This is a genomic window from Mesorhizobium sp. P3_A9 (assembly GCF_056402975.1).
The window spans coordinates 39,839-60,635 of sequence record NZ_JBFUGJ010000010.1 but is presented as its reverse complement, the minus strand read 5'-3'; the positions used below and the strand labels follow the sequence as shown (position 1 = coordinate 60,635).

Genomic DNA, 20,797 nt, shown 5'->3' with positions numbered 1-20,797 from the left:
CGGCCAGTCCTCGCCTGAGGATGCCCTGAACACGGCCGCCAAGAACAGCGGCCTCTGAGGCATTGTTCTCCGATTACGGGCGGCCCAGTGCCGCCCGTGCTATGTCCGAAATCACCATGAATGAAGAGAGGCTGCTCCGATGTCGAGCACCTGGATGACGACCCGCGCGTGGCTGCTGATGCTGCCGCTGCTCGTGGTCATGGTCGCCGTCATCGGCTGGCCGTTAGTCGATACGGTCAACCTGTCCTTCACCGACGCCAGGCTGGTCGGCACCAGCGGTAATTACGTCGGCTTCGACAATTACACCAACATGCTGTCGAGCCCGAATTTCTCGCGCACGCTGGTCACCACGACGCTGTTCGCGGTGATTTCGGTTGCCGCCGAAATGGTGATCGGCGTTCTCGCGGCCCTGCTGCTCAATCAGCAGTTCCACGGCCGCGCCGTCCTGCGCGCCTTGATGATATTGCCATGGGCGCTGCCGACCGTGGTCAACGCCACGCTGTGGCGGCTGATCTACAATCCCGAATATGGCGCCCTGAACGCCGCCTTGACGCAACTGCATCTCATCGACGCCTACCGCTCCTGGCTGGGTGAGCCGGGGACTGCGCTGGCGGCGCTGATCGTCGCCGACTGCTGGAAGAATTTCCCGCTGGTGGCACTGATTGCGCTCGCCGCCTTGCAGGCGGTGCCGCGCGATATCACCGCCGCTTCGCTCGTCGATGGTGCGGGACCTTTCAACCGTTTCCGCTTCGTCATCCTGCCCTATCTTGCCGGCCCGCTGATGGTGGCGCTGGTGCTGCGCACCATCGAGGCCTTCAAGGTCTTCGACATCATCTGGGTAATGACCCGCGGCGGCCCGGCCAACAGCACACGCACGCTGTCGATCCTCGTCTACCAGGAAGCCTTCTCCTTCCAGCGCGCCGGCTCCGGCGCGTCGCTGGCGCTGATCGTCACCTTGCTCGTCACCGTACTCGCCGTCGCCTATGCGGCACTGGTGAGGAAGACCGCCGGGAGTGCCGCCTGATGGAACGCAGGAGCCCCGCCTTCACCATCTTCATCTATGCCTGCGCGCTGCTGCTGGCCGCCATCATCCTGGCGCCCATCGCCTGGCTGTTCATCATGAGCATTTCACCGGCCGCCGATCTCGCCGCCAAGCCGCTGCGCTGGTGGCCGCAGGTTGCGGACTTCTCGCGCTACCAGACATTGCTGTCGACAGCCGAAAACAGCGCCGGCGCTGCCTTCACCTCGTCGCTGCGCAACAGCCTGGAGATATCAGGCATGGCGACGCTGGCGGCACTCGCTCTGGCCATCCCCGCCGGCTGGGCGGTCTCGCGCACACCGGCGATCGGCTGGTCGCTGTCGATGGTCATCGCCACCTACATGCTGCCGCCGGTGGCGCTCGCCGTGCCGCTTTATATGGGCCTGTCGCATCTCGGCTTGCTCAACAATGTCTTCGGCCTGGCGTTGGTCTATCTGACCATACTGGCGCCCTTCACCACCTGGTTGATGAAGTCCGGCTTTGACTCCATCCCGCGCGAGATCGAGGCGGCGGCGATGATCGACGGCGCCGGCCTGTTCCAGACGCTGCGCATCATCACGCTGCCACTGGCCGCACCAGTGATGGCGACATCGGCGCTGTTTGCCGTGCTGCTCGCCTGGGACGAATTCTTCTATGCGCTGCTGTTCACCTCCGACCAGCGCGCCAAGACCTTGACCGTCGCCATTGCCGATTTGGCCGGCGGCCGTGTGTCCGACTACGGGCTGATCGCCACCGCAGGCGTGCTCGCCGCTTTGCCGCCGGTGCTGATCGGCTTGGTCATGCAGCGCGCGCTGATTTCGGGCCTGACCAGCGGCGGTGTGAAAGGATGACGATGACTGCAACAAAAGTTCGACCGGCGGGGCTGCTCGCCATCGACCGCGAAATGGCGCGCCAGCATGCCGATGCGCGTGCTTCGTTCGAGAACAACGCTGCCATGGCGGTTGAAGTCGCGGCCTCGATCAGGAAGACCGGCCGTCTGCTGCTGCTCGGCATGGGTGGCTCGCATGCGGTCGGGCGCGCCATCGAGCCGTTTTACCGTGCCCTCGGCATCGATGCGCTGGCGCTGCCGCTCTCCGAACAGCTCGGCCAGCCGGTGCCGCTGAACGGCAAGACGGTACTCGTTACCTCCCAGTCGGGCGAGAGCGCCGAGGTCGTCCGGTGGTTTGCGGAGGCCGGCAGCGCTGCCGATGTCTTCGGCCTGACGCTCGAAGGCGGCTCGTTCCTGGCGCGCACAGCGCCTTGCCTGATCGGCGCCGGCGGCACCGAACTGGCCTTCGCCGCCACCCGCAGCCTGACCGTGACCTTCGCCTTGCACCTGGCCATCCTGGCCGCGCTGGGCGAAGACCCGAACGCAGCACTTGAGGCACTGGATCAACCACAGGACAACGACATCACACAGGCACTCGCGGCACTGGAGAAGGTCTCGACCATCGTCACCTCCGGCCGCCGCCTGCAAGGCGTTGCCGAAGCGCTGGCGCTTGGTCTTACCGAACTGTCGCGGCTGCCCTGCTTTTCGCTCGAGGGCGGCCAGTTGCGGCATGGGCCGATGGAGATGCTCGGCCAAAAGATCGGCGTCATCCTGTTTCGCGGCAACGACCCCACGGCGGAACTGGTGACCGCCATGGCCACCTCCGTCGTCGAGGCGGGCGCACCCCTCGTCATCTTCGACGCGTCAGGGCAATCGCCCGTCGCCGGTGCCATCACGCTATCGTTTAAGCCGGCTTCGGGTCTCGCCGCCGTCTTCGCCATGCTGCCGGTGGCGCAGCGCCTGATGATCGCCTTCGCCGACAGCCGTGTCGACAATGCCGGCACGCCTGTGCGCTCCACCAAGATCACCAGGAGCGAGTGATGCGTCCGCTTGCTGTGATCGGCAACGTCAATGTCGACCTGATCGTCGGTCCCGTCGAGCCATGGCCGAAGGCGGGCACGGAAACCGTCGTCGACCATGATGAATTGCGCGTTGGTGGACAGGCCGGCAACACCGGACTTGCCTGGCAGGCGCTGGGCGTCGATTTCGAGATCGCGGCCAATGTCGGCGACGACCAGTTCGGCCATTGGCTGCGCGAGGCTTTTGGCCATCGCGCCGATACCTGGCCGGTCCGACCCGAAGGCACGACACTGTCCGTGGGCATGACCCACCCGGATGGCGAACGCACCTTCTTCACCACGCGCGGGCACCTGCCGCGCTTCAACCTCGCCGACGTCTTGTCGGTTCTCGACGGCAGCGCGCTCTCCAGCGGTTACGCGCTGTTGTGCGGCTCTTTCCTGACCGAGGATCTCACCCGCAACTATGATGCCTTCTTCGACTGGGCGGACAGCCACGGCATTGCCGTGGCACTCGACACCGGCTGGCCGATCGATGGCTGGACCGAGGCCAACTGCGCATCGACGCGCTCTTGGCTTTCACGTTGCGCGTTGGCGCTGTTCAACGAAGTCGAGACGGTGACCCTGGCGGGAATGCCAAGCCCGGAGGAGGCCGCGCGCGCGATCCGCTCCAGCATGCGGCAAGGCGCGACCTTCGTCGTCAAGCGCGGCCCGCGCGGCGCTATCGCCATCGGTCCGGACGGAGCGCTTGTCGAAGCCGTGGCGCCCGATGTCCGCGTCGTCGACACGATCGGCGCCGGCGATGTCTTCAATGCGGCCTTCCTGGCCGCTCTGGCGCAGGACCAGACGCTGACGGCCTCGCTGAATACCGCGACGCAGGTGGCGTCGCGCGCCATTTCCACTCTGCCCCGCAACTATGGCGGGCCGATGCAGTTCGAGGGATCCATGCATGAGCGCGCTTGAAATCCGCAACGTCCGCAAGAACTACGGCAGCGTCGAAACGCTGAAAGGCATCGACATCGCGCTGCAGAGCGGCGAGTTCCTGGTGCTGCTCGGCTCGTCCGGCTGCGGAAAATCGACGCTGCTCAACATCATCGCCGGCTTGGCCGAAGCGACGAGCGGCGATGTGCTGATCGGCGGCCGCTCGATCCTTGGCGTCCATCCCAAGAACCGCGACATCGCCATGGTCTTCCAGTCCTACGCGCTCTATCCGAACCTGACCGTGCGCCGCAACATCGGCTTCGGGCTGGAGATGCGCGGCGTCGCCGCCGACGAGCGCGAAAAGGCGGTGAACGAGGCGGCAAGATTGCTGCAGATCGAGGCCTTGCTCGACCGCAAGCCGAGCCAGCTTTCCGGCGGCCAGCGTCAGCGCGTCGCCATCGGCAGGGCGCTGGTGCGCAAGCCGCAGGTTTTTCTCTTCGACGAGCCTTTGTCCAATCTCGACGCCAAGCTGCGCCTGGAAATGCGCACCGAGTTGAAACGGCTGCACCAGATGCTGCAGACCACCGTCGTCTATGTCACCCACGACCAGATCGAGGCGATGACGCTGGCGACACGCATCGCTGTGATGCGCGACGGCAGGATCGAGCAGCTTGGCACGCCCGAGGAGATCTACAACGACCCGGCGACGCTCTATGTCGCCGGCTTTGTCGGTGCGCCGTCGATGAACATGCTGCAGGCGGTGATCGCTGAGGGAAAGCTGGCCATTGCCGAGTCCGATGTGCGGATCCCTCTGCCGGCACGCTATGCGAACGCGGCGAGCGAAGGCGCTCCGGTGGTCGTCGGTATCAGGCCGGAAGCGCTTCGCGTCGCGACCGGCGCCGCGACGGATTTGTCACTGCCCGTGGAGATCGAGGTTGTCGAACTGACCGGCCCCGAACTGGTCACCACGGCCCGGATCGGCACGCAGCGGCTGACGGCCTGCCTGCCGCCAAGGTCTCGGGTCGCCAAGGGCGAAAAGCACAGCCTCACCTTCGATGAGACAGCACTTCGCTTGTTCGACCCCTCGACAGGCAAAGCCCTGTCGGCAGCGGCCGCGCCGCGTTAAGATCCGGAGGGATATTCGGCATGGACAGGGACCCTTCGGCTACCACCCGATATGTATGCCGTCGAATGTCTGGAATGAGCCGCTATCCCCAAGCGTTGCGTTGTCGATGACCGTGCGCAGGCCCCGCGCACTGTCCTCGACCGCCAGCACCGCCTGATCGCCGCCCATATCGGTCTTCACCCAGCCCGGATGCAGCGACAACACATTTATCCCGTCGACGCGCAAATCCTGCGCCAGCTGGGCGCAGACCATGTTGAGCGCTGCCTTCGAGCAGCGATAGGCATAGTCGTCGTCATAGTCATCGAGCAGCCCTTCCGCCATCGAGCCGGCGCGGCTGCCGATATTGGCGATGGTCCGCATACGCCCCGCGACCAGGTTCGGTTGCAGCGCCCTCGCCAGCAACAGCGGGCCGAGCGTGTTCGTCGCCATGAGCTTCAGGAATTCATCCGGGGCGAAACTGTGCAGGCCTGGGATGTCGCTGCGGATGGCGGCGTTGTTGACGAGCACATCCAGCGGCCTGCCGGCGAGACGCACGGCAAGGTCGGAGATGGAAGCCGGATCGGCGACATCGAGCGGCTGGAACTCGATTCCATCTTCGAAACCTTGCACTGGCAGCGTTCGCCCGCACGCGATCACGTGCCAGCCATGCTGGGCGTATTGCCGTGCCAGCTCGCGGCCGAGCCCGCGCCCGGCGCCCGTTATGAGGACCGTGCGGCCGCCTTGCCCGTCTCCCACCAACTCAGGCGCTCTTGGCGACCGGCACGGTCTCCTGCCGTGCAATCATGGAGTAGACCTCGCCGGAATATTTGATGCGGCGCTGCTGCGTGGCGAAATCGACATGGGTGATGCCGAAGGGCGTCGTATAGCCATACGCCCATTCGAAATTGTCGGTCAGTGTCCAGGCGAAATAGCCGCACACCGGCACGCCCTCGGCTGCCGCCTTGGCCACCTGCTCGAGATGGTCGACATAATAGGCGGCACGCAAATCATCCCAGACATGCCCGTCTTCGCCAACCTTTTCCGGCGTCGTGGCGACGCCGTTCTCGGAAATGTAGATCGCCGGCGGCGCATAGCGATCGTTCACATAGTGCAGGATGTCGTACATGCAACGCGGCCAGATTTCGTAATCGACAGCGGAATAGATGCCTTCCGGTTGCACCCGTCGATAGCTGAGCGGCGCGAGTTCGTCACCAGCGGCGATCACCGAGCGGCGGTAGATGTTGATGCCCAGATAGTCCACCGGCGCGGCGATGATCTCGTTGTCCTGCGCACGGATCGGCGGCAACAGATCGCCGTAGAGCGCCAGCATGTCCTGCGGGTATGCGCCCTTGAAGACGGCATCGAGAAACCAGCGGTTCTGGGCGCCGTCGAAACGCCGTGTCGCCGCGATATCGCGCGGATCGTCGGTGGCAGCTTCCGCCACATTGAGATCGAAAACGACGCCAACCGAGGCGTCGGCCACCTCGGCCCGGATGACGGGAACAGCCAGGCCATGCCCCAGCAAGGCATGATGGCTGGCGGCCACACCGCCTTTCACGCCGTCCCGCAATCCCGGCGCGTCCTCGCCGGTCGCATGTCCTGACCAGCAGAAGGTCCAGGGCTCGTTGAGCGTCGTCCATTTCTTGACGCGATCGCCGAAACTGCGGGCGGCAAGCCCGGCATAGTCGGCAAAGGCGGTGGCGGTTTCGCGGTTGTACCAGCCGCCACGGTCTTGCAGCGCCTGCGGTAGATCCCAGTGGTAGAGCGTTGCATAGGGCTCGATGCCGGCTTCAAGCAGGTCGTCGATCAGCCGGTCGTAAAAGGCGATGCCTCTGGCGTTGGCTTCGCCCCGACCCTCGGCAAGAAGTCGCGTCCATGCCAGAGAGAAACGATAGGCACCAAGGCCGAGCGCCTTGAGCACGGCGATATCCTCCTTCCAGCGATGATAGTGGTCGCAGGCGACATCGCCGCTGGAGCCGTCGATGATCACACCGGGAACGCGGCAGAACCGGTCCCAGATGCTTTCGCCTTTGCCATCCGCGTCAGGCGCGCCCTCGATCTGATAGGCCGCGGTCGCGGCGCCGAACACGAAGCCTTGCGGAAAGGCCAGCCCGCAGGCGCGGGCGTTGAGGGTCCGGCGTGCATTATCGATGCTTGATGTCATATTTTCTCTCGATGGTGCTGACGAGGCTTGCCGCGGCCAGCGTCAGGAAAATGTAGAAGATGGCGGCTGAGTTGTAGGGCGCGAACGGCAGGAAACTTGCCGACTGGAATTCCCGCATACGCTGCGTGATGTCGCGGATCGACAGGATCGAAAGCAGCGACGTGTCCTTGAGGATGGCGATCAGTTCGTTGCCGAGCGGCGGGATGATGATGCGGAAGGCCTGCGGCAGCACGACCAGCCGGGCGGTACGCCAACCATTGAGGCCGAGGCTGTGTGCCGCCTCGATCTGACCCGCGGGAATGGCATTGATGCCGGAGCGGAATATCTCGGCGAGATAGGCCGAATAGGCGAGCGCCATGGCGACGATGCCGCGCACCAGGTTCGGCGGATCGACCACGCCCTGCGTCGCATCCTTGAGCGCGCCGGCGAGCGGCAGGCCGACATAGAGAACGATAACCAGCATCGGAATGCCACGGATCGTGTCGACGATGAATTCCGACCCGATCGAGAGTGGATGTCTGCGGTGGATATGGCCGCCGAAGGTCAGCAGGCCAAGCACGATCGCCAGCACCGCGAGCGTGATGCCGAACGCCTTGTCGCGATCGTTCAGCGCCTCCGTTTGCCACAGCACGGGCAGCCTGCCCGGCGCTGTTGCGACCGGCACAAGCGCTGCACTGACATCGGGGATCTTGCCGATCGCATCGATCGCTTCCGGTGGGCCACGAAAGGTTCGCAGCGGCACATCGGTATCGGGGCCACCGGGAAATTGCCCGTAGCGGACGGCGCCGAGGATCCCGGATGGCGTGCCGGTTGTGACCGCGACCTTGCCGGCGAGAGACCCCACGAGCACATAACTGTCGCGCGGCTGAAGCAGGAACCATGCTGCGGCACAGATCATGAGGATGGTTGCCGCGATGCAGGTCAGGTCTGCCCGCCAGCTGTATTTGAGCTTGAGCAGCCCAACCCAGAGCAGTCCCATCATTGCCGCCAGCAGGTAGGCCGCGACGGCCGCGCGGATCGTCGTCGCAACACCCGCCGCGAATGCGATATGCGCGAAAAGCAGGATGAAGACCAGCCCGGCGCCGTTCACCGCCGCAAGCGCAAGGCGGGTAAAACGGTGCATCACGTTGCCGGTCCCGTTACGGGCGGTGATGAAGAACGCGCCGAGCATCACGACCGTGAGGCCGAGATATACGCGCAACACGAGTGTGGCCTCGCCGCTCACCATGATGTCGGCGGCATCCGTCAATCGGCGCGGCGTGACGCCCTGAACCACCAGATCGGAGGTGAACGGATCGACAGCGTTCGCCACGACCGATGCCACAAAGGGATAGACCAGACCGGTTGTCGCCAGCACCACCGCGGCGGCAAGATTGGCCCCGGCGGCAACCGCCGCAAGACGAGGCGACCGCGACGAAGCGCGCGAGAACACGACCACGGCAAGGCCGGCGACAAAGGCGACGGCCAGCGTCAGGAAGCCAGGCACAAAGGCCGAAGAGCCGTTCTCCACGCCGAGGATGGCGCGAAGCGAGCGCTGGTAGTTCACCGACGAAGCAAAGAGATAGACGATGAACGGCAATGCCGCGACGATGATCAGATTGCTCGGTCGCAGGCGCATCAGAAACTGCATCCGGTCCCGTCTCCCTAGTGAATGCTCCGGCGCCAGGCGCCGGAGCGTTCAAGCCGCTATTTTGCGCCCCAGTATTTGGCGATCAGCGCATCGAGGCTGCCATCGGCCTTGATCGCCTTCAGTCCTTCATTGAAAGCGGCGACATTCTCGTCGCCCTTGCGGAAGACCAGCCCCAGCGGATCGGACTGAAGGTTCCTGATCGGCACCACCAGTTCGCCCGCGAATTCCTTTTCATAGGCGGAGGCGTTGGCGCCGTTGATCACAACGCCGTCCACATCCTTGTTCTTCAGCGCGATGACGGAGGCCGCGAAGCTGTCATACGCGACCACATTGTCCTTGCCGACAATGCCTTCGGCGACCTGCGAATCGGTGGTGTTGGCTTGCGCCGAGAGCTTCTTGCCTTTCGCCTTGAAATCATCGATGGACAGGCCCTCGTCTTCCACGCGCATGAGGACAGCTTGGCTGTTGATGATGTAGGGGTCCGAGAAATCCATCGCCTTCTTGCGTTCCTTGGTGATGGAGACGCCGGAGGCGACCAAGTCGAAACTGCCCTGGTCGAGGGCTGCGAAAATGCCGTCCCAGCCGGTGGTGACGAATTCAGCCTTGCAGTTGATCTTGCCGCAGACCGCCTTGATCACATCGACATCGAAACCGACGATCTGGCCGGTCGCCGTGTCGACGCTTTCCATCGGCGGCGAGGTGGTGTCGGAACCCACCTTCAGCACCTTGCCGCCGAGGTCGGCGGCGCCGGCAGTGCCGGCCGTCAACAGCGCCAGCGCAAGTCCGATCAGGATCTTCTTCATGCTCTTCCTCCCATTTGATGATTAGCGGCGGTTGCGTCCGCCGAGATTGTCCGGCTGCCGGCCGATGAGCTCGGGCCTCGAGACCATGGTGAGCTTTGCCGGGTCTTCGCCCGCCATGCGCCGCAGCAGAAACTCGCCGAGCTTGCGGCCGAGGAGTTCGATTGGCTGGTAGAATGTCGTGATCGGCGGGGTGAAGTAGGCGCTGACGTTGATGTCGTCATAGGCGATGACGTCGACATCCACCCCGACCCGCCGCTCAAGGCTGCCCAGCGCCGACAGGACGCCGAGCGTGGTGGATTCGTTGATGCACACCAAAGCCGTCGGTGGGCTGGGCAGGCGAAGAAGCCTGAGCGCGCTGTCACGGCCGAAGCGGGTCGACAGATCGCCGTCGGCCACAAGGTCCATGGATGCGGCAAGCCCCGCCTCGTCAAACGCACGCGAGAATCCGTCGATCCTGTCCAGGGCGTAGGATAGACGGCGATCTGCGTTGATCAGGGCGATACGTCTATGTCCGCCCGCGATCAGCCGCGCCGTGGCGGTGAACGCCGCCCATTCATTGTCGACATCGACATGGGCATAGGTGAGCGGCTTGCGACAGCGGCCGAGCGACACGAATGGAAAATCGCGTTCGACCAGCATGTCGATGCGAGGATCGTCGGCCTGCACGCCGGAAAAGACCAGGCCGTCGGCCGCGCTCTGGTCGACGATGCGCCGCGCCGTGTCGAAGGCGTCGCCGAAATCCCGGAAACCGTGCACGGACAGCTGATAGTCGCTGTTTTCCAGCGACTGGCTTATGCCGCTCAGGATCTGTGTGTATTCAACGCCGTCCCATTCATAGCCGGCCGCGGACGTTATCGGCATCAGCACAGCCGCCCGATAGGTCTTGCCGGTCCTCAGCGCCATGCCTCGGGTGTTCGCCTGATAACCCAGATGCCGCGCGGCGGCGACGATGGCGTCCCTGGTCTGCTGCGCAACCACGGGCGAACCGTGCAGGGCCTTTGAAACAGTAGCGATCGAAAAACCGGTGTGGGCCGCCAATGTCTTGATCGTCGGCGAAAGCACTCGGCCTTCAGATTTCGTGTTCTCTGCCATGGATGGTCGCTATCCCTTAGGTCAACATCCATAGCATCGGATAAAAACGTTTTCAAGAACAATAAAAACGTTTTTATAGCCATCATTCCATACAAGATTGAAACGGCGGCGGGGGCGATGATGCACACATCACCGCCCCGCCGGTCAGGGGAACAGGGTCGGCCAAAGAGCCCGGAGACACCGCCTCCTGCCGACGCCAACAGGCGTTCGGCATTCAGGTTTCAGCGCGCCGGTGGCGCGTACATCAGGCCGCCGGCGTTCCACAGCGCATTGATGCCGCGCGCGATCTTCAACTGGCTGGACTGGCCGAGATTGCGTTCGAACATCTCGCCGTAATTGCCGACCTTGGCGACGATGTTGTAGGCGAAGGCAGCGTCGAGCCCGAGCTGCTTGCCGTTGTCGCCCTCGACACCGAGGAACCGGCGGATCGTCGGGTTCTGCGACTTCAGCGAGGCTTCCGCATTGGCCTGCGTGATGCCCTCCTCTTCCGCCTCGATCAGCGAGAACAGCGTCCAGCGCACGATGTCGAACCATTTGTCGTCGCCCTTGCGGACGGCCGGACCGAGCGGCTCCTTCGAGATGATCTCGGGCAGCACCGTGAAAGCGGCAGGATCGGTCAGCTTCAGGCGCTGCGCGTAAAGCGCCGAGGCGTCGGTGGTGTAGACGTCGCAGCGGCCGCTATCGAACGCCTTGATGATGCTGTCGGCGGAATCGATGACGACCGCCTCGTATTTAATGTTGTGGGCGGTGAAATAGTCGGCGACGTTCTGTTCGGTGGTCGTGCCTTGTTCGGCGCAGACTGTGGCGCCCGAAAGCTTGAGCGCGCTGTCGACGCCGAGGTTCTTGTGCACCATGAAACCTTGGCCGTCATAATAGGCGGCGCCGACAAAATGGATGCCCAAGCCGGTGTCGCGCGACAAGGTCCAGGTCGACTGACGTGACAGGACGTCGACGGTACCCGCCTGCAGCGCCGTGAAGCGCTCCTTGGTCGACAGCGCGACGTAGCTCACCTTGTCGGGATCACCGAAAACCGCAGCGGAAACCGCGCGGCAGAAATCGATGTCGAAGCCGCTCCATTTGCCCTCGTCGTCGGGCGCCGAAAAACCCGCCACGCCCTGGCTGACGCCGCACAGGATCGAGCCTCTCTGCTTGACGATGTCGAATGTATCCGCCTTCGCCGGCAAGGCCATTGTGGCCGATGCGAGCAAGAGCGCAGTTATGATTGCATGTCTCATGGTTTCCTCCCTTGATGAGGCAAAGCCTCTCCTGCCGCCGGCGCGTGAAGCGCCGGAAGTTCCTGAAAATCGCTGTTGTTAAGTCTGCTTGCGCGCCGCCGAGGCGGAGCGAGGAATCTGCCCTAAGCCCCTTCCGCCAGAACCGCCGCCAGCGTCTCGTCGAGAACGCCGACTAGGTGATCGGCATTGGCCCGGCTGAAGATCATCGGTGGGCGCATCTTCAAGACATTGTCATGCGGTCCCTCGGTGCCGATCAGCACGCCGCGTGCCCTCACCCCGTCATTGATGCGGCGGGCAAGTGCTGTCGCCGGCGCCTTGGTCTTGCGGTCCTCGACCAGTTCGATGCCGAGGAAGAGGCCCTGGCCGCGCACATCGCCGATGATGTCGTAACGGTCCTGCAAGGCCTTGAACCGCGCCATGAGATAGTTGCCGATCTCCAGCGCATTGTGCCTGAGCCCGTCGCGCTCGATGACATCGAGCACCGCAAGCCCGGCCGCGCAGGACACCGGATTGCCGCCGAATGTGTTGAAATACTCCATGCCGTTGTTGAACGAGGCCGATATCTCTGATGTCGTCACCAAGGCCGCCATCGGATGGCCGTTGCCGATCGGTTTGCCCATGGTGACGATGTCGGGTGTCACCCCCTGGGTCTCGAAAGCCCACCAATGGCTGCCGACGCGGCCGAAGCCGACCTGCACTTCGTCGGCCACGCAGATGCCGCCGGCAGCGCGCACCATCGCGTAGACTTCCCTGAGATAGCCTTCCGGCAGGAACACCTGGCCGGCGACGCTGGGGATCGATTCCGCCAGGAACAGGCCAGGCGCTCGGCCTTGCCTGGTCATCTCAGCGATCTGCTCGGCGACGCTTTCGGCAAAGCGTTTTGCATGTTCGCCGACCGGCCATTCGGCAGGGGCGCGGTAGCTGTCGGGAATGGTCGCCTCGAACACATGCGCCGGCCGCCCCTTGCCGCCCTTGCGCTTGTATTTGTAGGGGCTGAGGTCGATCAGCTCCTGCGTCGTGCCGTGATAGCCCCAGTCGAGCACGATCGCCTCGCTGCGGCCGGTATGGGTCCGTGCCATGCGCAGCATCAGGCTGTTGGCCTCGCTGCCGGAGCAGGCGAAGGATGCCACCGACAGGCCGGCGGGCAGCGTCGCTGTCAGCCGTTCGGCATAGGTGACGATGGCGTCGTGCAGATAGCGCGTGTTGGTGTTGAGCTTGGCCGCCTGGCCCGCGATCGCCTCGACCACGTCGGGGTGGGCATGGCCGAGGTGGCAGACATTGTTGAAGCAGTCGAGATAGGCGCGGCCGCGGTCATCGATTAGCCAGGCGCCCTCGCCGCGCACGAACTTGATCGGCTCGGAATAGGAGATGGAGAGATTGAGCAGCAGCGACGCCTTGCGCGCAGCAACGATTTCCGGGCGGGAACGGCCGCTCTGCCGGAAGGTTTCCGGCGGAATGCCGGCGAGATCGGCGGCATCCGGAAACAGTTCCTTCCACACGTCCAGATAACGCTCCTCGCCGACCCCAAGAATGTCGCGTGCGGCAAGGCTCGTATCCGTCGATATCTGAAAATGCAGATGCGGCGCCCAGCCCCCATTCTCGGCTGATGTGCCCATCTCGCCGACAAGCGCGCCCGCTTCCAGACGGTCGCGGGCCTTCAGCCTTCGTCCCGCCTCATGCGCCATGTGTCCCCACAGGGTCACGAAAGGTGGGCATCCCGGCGGCGCATGCTCAAGCGCCACCAGGCAGCCATAGCCGAGCGGATCCTCCTCGATCTCGACGCTTCTGACCGTGGCGGCCAGCGGCGTGTAAAGCGGTGTGCCCGCCGGCATGAAAAGGTCGAGGCCGAGATGGTTGGCGCGGCGCGCGCCCTCGACGAAACGCGACTGGAAGATGTCGCTGGTGTAGACGGTGCGGGCTTCGCCCCATGGGCCGATGCCGAGCGCAACGCCATGCTCGGCGCAATAGGCATCCCACCATGCGGTGGCCCTGTCGGGCTGCTGCGCCGCCGATGTCACCGTCATTGGATTGTGCGGATCGCCGTAAGGCACCAGCGCCTTGGCAAGCGTCGCCGGATGACGGTCGAGGACCGGCGCGAGCCGCGTGCGGTTTGCCGCGATCCAGCCTGTCACCGCTCGCGCACCAGGAGCGGCCTCGAAGCCGCAGGCCTGGCGCAGGATCGCCGTGGCGAAGCGCCGGTTCATCCTGTCCAGGCGACGCAGCAATCGCCAGGCCGGTGCCTCCGAGATCGACAGATAGGGATTGTCGGCGGTACGGTCCCTGCGCGCGGCCGACAGCGTCACGGAGGTGACGAGACGCATCGCGATGAGGTCGAACAGCAGGTCGAGTTCTTCCTCCCGCAGCGGATATTCCGCATGGAATCCGGCGGCCAGCCGTGCGGCGGCGCCGATCGGATCCTCGGCATCGAGGATGGCATAGGCGCAAGCAACGGCAACCTCGGCGATGAGCACGCTGTGCAAGGCATCGCCGAAATCGATCAGCCCTGCGACACGCTCGGGCATCGCTGGATCGACGAGCACATTCCAGTCATTGGCGTCGTTGTGGATGACCTGCGCCCGCAACACCGGCAGCCGGGGTGCCACCACGGCATCGAAATGATCGAGAAGCCGTTCGAGCAGGGCGCGGTCCTGTTCGTCATCAATGTGGTGGACGCGTTGCCGCGCGGCACCCGCCTGGCGAATGTCCCAATCGAACGTGCGCAACGCGCCGGGGTGGATGAAGCCCTGCAGGGCGCGGTCCAGCCGGCCGAGCGCACCGCCCAGGCTTTCAAGCAGCGCTGGAGTGGTCTGGCTCTCGGCCATCGGTTGGCCGGGAAGCCACGACACCAGGCGTACGGCATGATCCTCGCCGTCCGTACCCCTGGCATGGGCGAGCGAAGCGCCCTGTACCGTCTTCCTCAAACGCGGCACGGCGAGACCCGGGCTGTTGCGCTCGAGATGATCGAACAATGCCGTCTGGAATTCGCTCTCGACGAGTGGCTCGCTGGCGTTGACGATTTTCAGGATCCACAGCGAATGGTCCGGCGCGGTCAGCTTGAAATTCCGGTCGCGCTCGCTGTCGAGCGGCGTGACGCTGCCGGCAATGCCGAAGTGCCGCGTCGCGATATTGACGGCCTCGTCCTGCGAGACTTGAGGCGCTGGGTATGAGACGTTGGTCATCGGGATTCCGGATCTGCTTTGTCCAAGCTTGGCATGGGTCAAAAAATCGGGCATCCGGCAAAGCGTCGGTTGCGCCGGCACAATGACTGCATTGACCGGCACATTAACGGAACCGCTTGGGAGCGTGACGTCATGAAAGAACTGGACGCCAAGGACCGGGACATCCTCGCCATTCTGTCGAAGGAGGCCCGCATCCCGCTGAAGACACTTGCCGGGCGCATCGGCCTGTCGCGTAGCGCGACGAGCGAGCGGGTGGCCTCGCTGGAAAAGAGCGGCGTCATCAGGGGCTATCGGGCCGATATCGGTCAGATGGACGCCGGACTGGTCTGCGCTTTCCTGCTGGTCACGCTGATCCGCACGCCGTCAATCGGCATTCTCGACCAGCTGGCGCGCTATCCGGAAGTCCGGCGCGTGTCGTCGGTGAGCGGCCAGCTTGATCTCATCGTCGAGGTCGAGGTGCCGTCGATCGACAGGCTCAACACGGTGCGCGACCTCATTGCCACGCTTGGTGGCGTCGAGGACCTGACAACCGCAATCGTCCTGCGCCGGGATATCGAACGCGCAGTGGTTTGAGTGCCCGCAGCAGCCGTCATTCTTGATGCCGCCTACTTGGCGATCTCCAGCAGGGATGCGACCAGCAGCTCGCGCTCGTCCTTCGACAGCACGTCGGAATCGAAAAGGTTCATGCTGCGCAGCCCCTCGATGGCGAGATAACAGACCAGCAGCGACTTCAGATCCGGCGTCTCGCCCTTCAGCCGTTCGAAAAGCTGCCGCTTGAATGTCTTTATCGGCGTCATGAAATCGGGGTCCTCGGCGATCGCCGAAAAGATCCAGGAGGCCGAGGGCTGCTTTTCCTCGCAATCATTGGCCGACAGCCTGATATATACGGCAAGTGGATTTTTGCCATCGTCGTTGCTGCTGGCTGCTTCCAGCGCCTGCTCAAAATCGCGCAGATAGCCCTCGACCAGACCCTGCATCAATTTGGCCTTGGTCGGGAAATTGTAGAGCAGCCCGCCCTTCGACACGCCGGCGCGGTTGGCCACCGCTTCCAGCGACAGGCTGCCGGGCCCGGATTCCCGGGCAACATCAGCCGCCGCAGCGAGTATCTTCTCGCGCGAATTCGGTCGTTGGGCTCTCATGGCGCCTCCCTTCGCAAGCTTAGGCCCAATTGACAAGACCGTCCAGACGGTACAGTAAGACCGCCACTATTTGAAATCGGGACCCGCAGTCGATATGTGTCCCGATGTCCGCGCTTCGCGCCGGATTTCGACTGAGGGGACTTCCTTGTTCAAGCGCATACTTCGTATCTTTCTCATCATTGTTGTCCTGGCTGTGCTCGTCATCGTGGTCGGCGGTATCGTCGGCTTCAACTTCCTGCGCGACAACGGCATCAAGCAGTATTTCGCCACCATGAAGCCGCCAGCGGCGACCGTGTCGACGACCATCGCCACGCCGTCGAGCTGGACACCAGGCGTCGAGGCGATCGGTACGGTCAAGGCGGTGCGCGGTGTCGACCTGACAGTCGAGACCACCGGCATCGTCAAGGACATCCTTTTCCATGCGAACCAGAAAGTGGCGGCCAATGCAGTTCTGCTGCAGCTCGATGATGCCGTCGAGCGCGCCGATCTCGACGCACAGAAGGCGCAGGCCGCGCTCGATCAGACATCGCTGGCCCGCGCCATCGAACTGACCAAGCGTGGCGTCGGCTCCGACTCGACGCTGGACACGGCGCGGGCGGCAGCCTCGGCCTCGGCATCCCAGGTCACCAGGCTGCAGGCCGTACTCGACCAGAAGCAGCTGACGGCGCCCTTCGCCGGCACGGTCGGCATCCCGAAGATCGACCTCGGCCAATATCTGTCGCCCGGCACCTCGGTGGTGACGCTGCAGGATCTCGACACGATGCGGGTCGACTTCTCGGTTCCCGAACAGCAGCTGCCGCTGCTCAAGATCGGTCAGACGGTTCGGCTGGGCTTGAGCGGCTCGGACATGCCGTTCGCCGGCGCCATTCGCGGCATCGACCCCAAGATCGACCCGTCCAGCCGGCTGGTGAACATCCGGGCGGAAGTCGCCAATCCCGACGGCAAGTTGACCCCTGGCCAGTTCGTGCAAGTGCGCGTCGAACTGCCCGAGGAGCAGAATGTCCTGTCGCTGCCGCAGACGGCGCTGACCACCAGCCTCTATGGCGACTTTATTTTCGTCGTGCAGCCGGCCAAGCCCGCAGTGGCCGCCCCGGCCCAGCCCGCCGCCGCAAGCGACAAACCGGCGGACGCCAAGCCCGCGGATGCCAAGCCTGCGGATGCCATGAAACCAGCAGCCGATGCGACGAAGCCGGGGGCTGATGCCACGAAGCCTGCCGCCGATGCGGCCAAGCCAGCGGACAAGGCCGCTCCCGATGCGACCAAACCCGCGACCGACCCGGCCAAGCCGGCGGCGGAAGGCGACAAGCCCGCGCTGGTGCTGTCGCAGGTCTTCGTCAAGCCCGGCCGCCGCAATCAAGGCATGGTCGAGATCGTCGAAGGGCTGAAGGCTGGCGAGGAGGTCGTCACCGCCGGTCAGAACCGCCTCTTCAACGGCATGACCGTCAACGTCGACAACACCATCGATCCGACCAAATCGGCGAACAAGCAGGCCGACCAGCAATGAGCTTTTCCGATCTTTTCATTCGCCGGCCCGTCCTGTCGACGGTCCTTGCCTGCATGATCCTGCTCCTGGGTTTCCAGGGCATCTTCAACCTGTCCATCCGGCAGTACCCGAAGGTAGACGAAACCGCGATCACCATCACGACGGCCTATCCGGGCGCCAGCGCCGACCTGATCCAGGGCTTCATTTCCGCCCCGATCGCGCGTGCCGTCGCCTCGACGGAAAACATCGACTACGTCACCTCATCCAGCCGTCCATCCTCCAGCACCGTGACGGTGCAGATGAAGCTCGGCTCCAACCCCGACGTGGCGCTGACCGAGGTGCTGTCCAAGGTCCAGGGCGTGCGCGGCACCTTGCCGGACGCCTCCAAGGACCCTGTGATCGTCAAGGGCACCGGCCAGCAATTCGCGATGATGTACATCTCGATGCAGAATCCGAACATGACGAAGGAGCAGCTGACGGAGTATATCGAGCGCGTCATCAGGCCCCGCATGTCGACAGTCGAAGGTGTCGCCGACGTGCAGATCTTCGGCGCCCAACAATACTCGATGCGCGTCTGGATCGACCCGATCAGGCTTGCCGCGCGCGGCGTGACGGCGGCGGAAGTGCTGGCGGCAATCAACAATTCCAACTTCCTGTCGGCGCCTGGCAACACCCAGAACGAATATGTCGTCTCGTCGATCACCGTGCGCTCGACGCTGCAGACGCCGGAAGCCTTCGCCGAACTGCCCCTGCGTTCGACCGACGGCAATGTGGTTCGGCTGCGCGACGTGGCCCGCGTCGAACTCGGCGCGGAGAATACCGACACCAGGGTCTCCTTCAACGGCAAGCCCGGCACCTTCCTCGCCATCTTCCCGACCCCGGCGGCCAACCCGCTGACCACCGCGGCAGCGCTCACCAAGCTCGTGCCGCAGATTCAGGAAACGCTGCCGAAAGGCATGACGATCGAGGTCGTCTACGACGCGACCGGACAGATCAGCGCCTCGATCGAGGAGGTGTTCAAGACCATCGCTGAAGCGGTTGCCATCGTCATTGTGGTCATCCTTTTGTTCCTTGGCTCGTTCCGCTCGGTGATGATGCCTATCATCACCATCCCGCTGTCGCTGATCGGCGTCTGCTTCCTTTTGTTTGCGGTGGGCTATTCGATCAACCTTTTGTCGCTGCTAGCCATGGTGCTGGCGATCGGTCTTGTCGTCGACGACGCCATTGTGGTGGTGGAAAACATCCACCGCCACATGGAAGAAGACCACATGTCGCCAATGCAGGCTTCGTTCAGCGGCATGCGTGAAATCGCCTCGGCCATCGTCGCCATGACCATGACGCTGGCCGCCGTGTTCGCACCGTTGGCCTTCACCGGCGGCCTGACCGGCGCGCTGTTCCGCGAATTCGCGGTCACGCTCGCCGGCTCGGTGGTGCTGTCGGGTATCATCGCCGTCACCATCACCCCGATGATGTCGGCACGCCTCTTGAAGGCGGGTACACCAGGCCGTTTCCAGCGCATTGTCGACGGCATTTTCGCGCGGGTCGAGCATGTCTATGAGCGGGCCGTCACCGGCTCGCTGAATTATCGTCCTTTGACGCTGATCATCGTGCTGGCGCTGGTCGGCGTGACCGGCTTCATGTTCACCAAGACATCGAGTGAACTGGCGCCGGAAGAGGACCAGGGCTTCCTGCTCTCGCTGGTGACTGCGCCGACCTATGCGACATCGGACTATACCGAAACCTATGTGAACCAGATGCTCGGCCTGGTGAGAGATATTCCGGAAACGCGGGCGCAGTTCTCGGCGGTCGCCTTCGGTGGCACCACGAACAGCGCTTTTGTCGGTTTTGCCTTCAAGGATTGGGCGGAGCGCAAGCGCAATTCCAAGGAACTGCAGGCCGACATTACCGCTCGTATCGCAAAGGTGGCGGGTGTCCAGGCCTTCGTCTTCGCACCGCCGACGCTGCCGGGCTCCGGTGGCGGCCTGCCGATCGCCCTGGTGGTGCGTTCGACCGGCGATTCCGCGGAAGTGTACGAGGCGGCCGAGCAGATCAAGAACAAGGCACAGGCCTCCGGCCGCTTCATCGTCGTGCAGAACTCGATGTCTTACGATTCGCCGCAGGTGACGGTAACCATCGACCGCGACCGCGCGGCGGCGCTGAACCTGCCGATCGCCGATATCGGCCGGACGCTGACACTGCTGGTCGGCGGCGCCGAAGTGGCGCAGTTCGACCGCGACTCCAACAGCTACGACATCATTCCGCAGGTGCCGCAGGAGTTCCGCGACAACCCCGAAAAGCTGGGCCAGTATTTCGTGCGCAGCGTCACGGGCGAGATGGTGCCGCTGTCGGCGGTGGTGAAGATTTCGAACAATGCGTCGCCGGCGGCAATCGAACAGTTCAACCAGCTGAATTCATCGACCATCTCCGCACTGCCGCTGCCCGGCGTCACCACAGGCGACGGTTTGAAAGTCCTCGAAGACATTGCCAGGGAGAGCCTGCCCGACACCTTCTTCATCGACTATTCCGGCCAGTCGCGGCAGGAGAAGGAACAGGGCAACACCATCCTGATCGCTTTCGGAGCGGCCGTCATTGTCATCTACCTGGTGCTGGCGGCGCAGTTTGAAAGCTTCCGCGACCCGCTGATCATCATGATGGCGGTGCCGCTGTCGATCTTCGGCGCGATCGTGCCGCTTAATCTCGGCCTCGGCACGCTCAACATCTACACGCAGGTAGGCCTGATCACGCTGATCGGCCTGATCACCAAGCACGGCATCCTGCTGGTTGAATTCGCCAACCAGCAGCGTGAGGCGCATGGCATGCGGCGGCGTGACGCCATCATCGCCTCGGCCAAGGTGCGGCTGCGGCCGATCCTGATGACGACGGCGGCTATGGCGCTTGGCGTGGTACCGCTGATCACGTCGAGCGGCGCGGGTGCGGCGGCCCGCTACTCGATGGGCCTGGTCATCTTCACCGGCATCCTGGTCGGCACCATGTTCACGCTCTTCGTCGTGCCCATGTTCTATACGTTCATCGCCAGCAAGGATCTGCCGCATTTGGCGGAAAAGCCGGATCCCAAGCTGATGCCGGCACTCCAGGACTGATAGAAAACCGAAGAACAAAAAAGAGGCCGGAAAAATCCCGGCCTCTTTTTTTGGCTGCGCTCGATACCGCTGGTTTGAGCGG

16 protein-coding genes are annotated in these 20,797 nt (G+C 63.9%); 8 read left to right on the top strand and 8 right to left on the bottom strand.

Annotated features, from left to right (window positions below; all coding sequences use genetic code 11):
* The first annotated feature begins 139 nt into the window (after nt 1-139).
* From AC1DX0_RS03635 to AC1DX0_RS03615, 5 genes are read left to right on the top strand one after another with little or no spacing between them, the layout of a single operon-like run.
* Nucleotides 140-1,024: a carbohydrate ABC transporter permease gene (locus tag AC1DX0_RS03635; protein ID WP_477223261.1), complete on the top strand. Its 885-nt coding sequence runs from the start codon at nt 140-142 to the stop codon at nt 1,022-1,024.
* Nucleotides 1,024-1,869, top strand: coding sequence for a carbohydrate ABC transporter permease (locus AC1DX0_RS03630; RefSeq protein WP_477223260.1), 846 nt, complete (start codon nt 1,024-1,026; stop codon nt 1,867-1,869). The genes AC1DX0_RS03635 and AC1DX0_RS03630 overlap by 1 nt, the downstream gene beginning before the upstream one ends.
* Nucleotides 1,866-2,888, top strand: a complete 1,023-nt coding sequence (locus AC1DX0_RS03625) for an SIS domain-containing protein (RefSeq protein WP_477223259.1) — start codon at nt 1,866-1,868, stop codon at nt 2,886-2,888. Before AC1DX0_RS03630 ends, AC1DX0_RS03625 begins: the two co-directional genes overlap by 4 nt.
* A complete protein-coding gene (locus AC1DX0_RS03620) occupies nt 2,888-3,826 on the top strand; it encodes a PfkB family carbohydrate kinase (RefSeq protein ID WP_477223258.1) in 939 nt (312 codons plus the stop codon). Before AC1DX0_RS03625 ends, AC1DX0_RS03620 begins: the two co-directional genes overlap by 1 nt.
* Nucleotides 3,813-4,910 carry an ABC transporter ATP-binding protein gene (locus AC1DX0_RS03615; RefSeq protein ID WP_477223257.1) on the top strand — a complete coding sequence of 366 codons (1,098 nt, stop codon included), beginning with the start codon at nt 3,813-3,815 and terminating at the stop codon, nt 4,908-4,910. The genes AC1DX0_RS03620 and AC1DX0_RS03615 overlap by 14 nt, the downstream gene beginning before the upstream one ends.
* 39 nt (nt 4,911-4,949) lie before the next feature.
* Here the strand turns inward: AC1DX0_RS03615 and AC1DX0_RS03610 are convergent, their stop codons facing one another.
* The 7 genes from AC1DX0_RS03610 to AC1DX0_RS03580 all read right to left on the bottom strand — a co-directional run bounded on the left by AC1DX0_RS03610 (nt 4,950) and on the right by AC1DX0_RS03580 (nt 14,992).
* Nucleotides 4,950-5,645: an SDR family oxidoreductase gene (locus tag AC1DX0_RS03610; protein WP_477223256.1), complete on the bottom strand. Its 696-nt coding sequence runs from the start codon at nt 5,643-5,645 to the stop codon at nt 4,950-4,952.
* Nucleotides 5,646-5,649: 4 nt separating this feature from the next.
* Nucleotides 5,650-7,053 (bottom strand): GH1 family beta-glucosidase, encoded by a 1,404-nt coding sequence (locus AC1DX0_RS03605; protein WP_477223255.1) that lies wholly within the window; start codon nt 7,051-7,053, stop codon nt 5,650-5,652.
* Nucleotides 7,034-8,683: an amino acid ABC transporter permease gene (locus tag AC1DX0_RS03600; RefSeq protein ID WP_477223254.1), complete on the bottom strand. Its 1,650-nt coding sequence runs from the start codon at nt 8,681-8,683 to the stop codon at nt 7,034-7,036. Before AC1DX0_RS03600 ends, AC1DX0_RS03605 begins: the two co-directional genes overlap by 20 nt.
* Nucleotides 8,684-8,739: 56 nt before the next feature.
* Nucleotides 8,740-9,486 (bottom strand): transporter substrate-binding domain-containing protein, encoded by a 747-nt coding sequence (locus AC1DX0_RS03595; protein ID WP_477223253.1) that lies wholly within the window; start codon nt 9,484-9,486, stop codon nt 8,740-8,742.
* Between the two features lie 21 nt (nt 9,487-9,507).
* Nucleotides 9,508-10,578 (bottom strand): LacI family DNA-binding transcriptional regulator, encoded by a 1,071-nt coding sequence (locus AC1DX0_RS03590; protein WP_477223252.1) that lies wholly within the window; start codon nt 10,576-10,578, stop codon nt 9,508-9,510.
* A 221-nt stretch (nt 10,579-10,799) separates the two neighbouring features.
* Nucleotides 10,800-11,813 (bottom strand): amino acid ABC transporter substrate-binding protein, encoded by a 1,014-nt coding sequence (locus AC1DX0_RS03585; protein ID WP_477223251.1) that lies wholly within the window; start codon nt 11,811-11,813, stop codon nt 10,800-10,802.
* Between the two features lie 122 nt (nt 11,814-11,935).
* The gene (locus tag AC1DX0_RS03580; protein WP_477223250.1) at nt 11,936-14,992 is read right to left on the bottom strand and encodes an aminotransferase class III-fold pyridoxal phosphate-dependent enzyme; all 3,057 of its coding nucleotides are present in this window, start codon (nt 14,990-14,992) and stop codon (nt 11,936-11,938) included.
* A 132-nt stretch (nt 14,993-15,124) separates the two neighbouring features.
* Between AC1DX0_RS03580 and AC1DX0_RS03575 the strand changes: the two genes are divergently transcribed.
* Nucleotides 15,125-15,565 (top strand): Lrp/AsnC family transcriptional regulator, encoded by a 441-nt coding sequence (locus AC1DX0_RS03575; protein ID WP_477223249.1) that lies wholly within the window; start codon nt 15,125-15,127, stop codon nt 15,563-15,565.
* 32 nt (nt 15,566-15,597) lie between these two features.
* On the opposite strand, the gene AC1DX0_RS03570 is transcribed toward AC1DX0_RS03575, so the two are convergent.
* Nucleotides 15,598-16,131: a TetR/AcrR family transcriptional regulator gene (locus tag AC1DX0_RS03570; protein ID WP_477223248.1), complete on the bottom strand. Its 534-nt coding sequence runs from the start codon at nt 16,129-16,131 to the stop codon at nt 15,598-15,600.
* Nucleotides 16,132-16,276: 145 nt separating this feature from the next.
* Between AC1DX0_RS03570 and AC1DX0_RS03565 the strand changes: the two genes are divergently transcribed.
* On the top strand, nt 16,277-17,635 hold the full coding sequence (locus AC1DX0_RS03565) for an efflux RND transporter periplasmic adaptor subunit (RefSeq protein ID WP_477223247.1): 1,359 nt from the start codon (nt 16,277-16,279) through the stop codon (nt 17,633-17,635).
* A complete protein-coding gene (locus AC1DX0_RS03560; RefSeq protein ID WP_477223246.1) occupies nt 17,632-20,715 on the top strand; it encodes an efflux RND transporter permease subunit in 3,084 nt (1,027 codons plus the stop codon). The genes AC1DX0_RS03565 and AC1DX0_RS03560 overlap by 4 nt, the downstream gene beginning before the upstream one ends.
* Nucleotides 20,716-20,797: the final 82 nt, after the last annotated feature.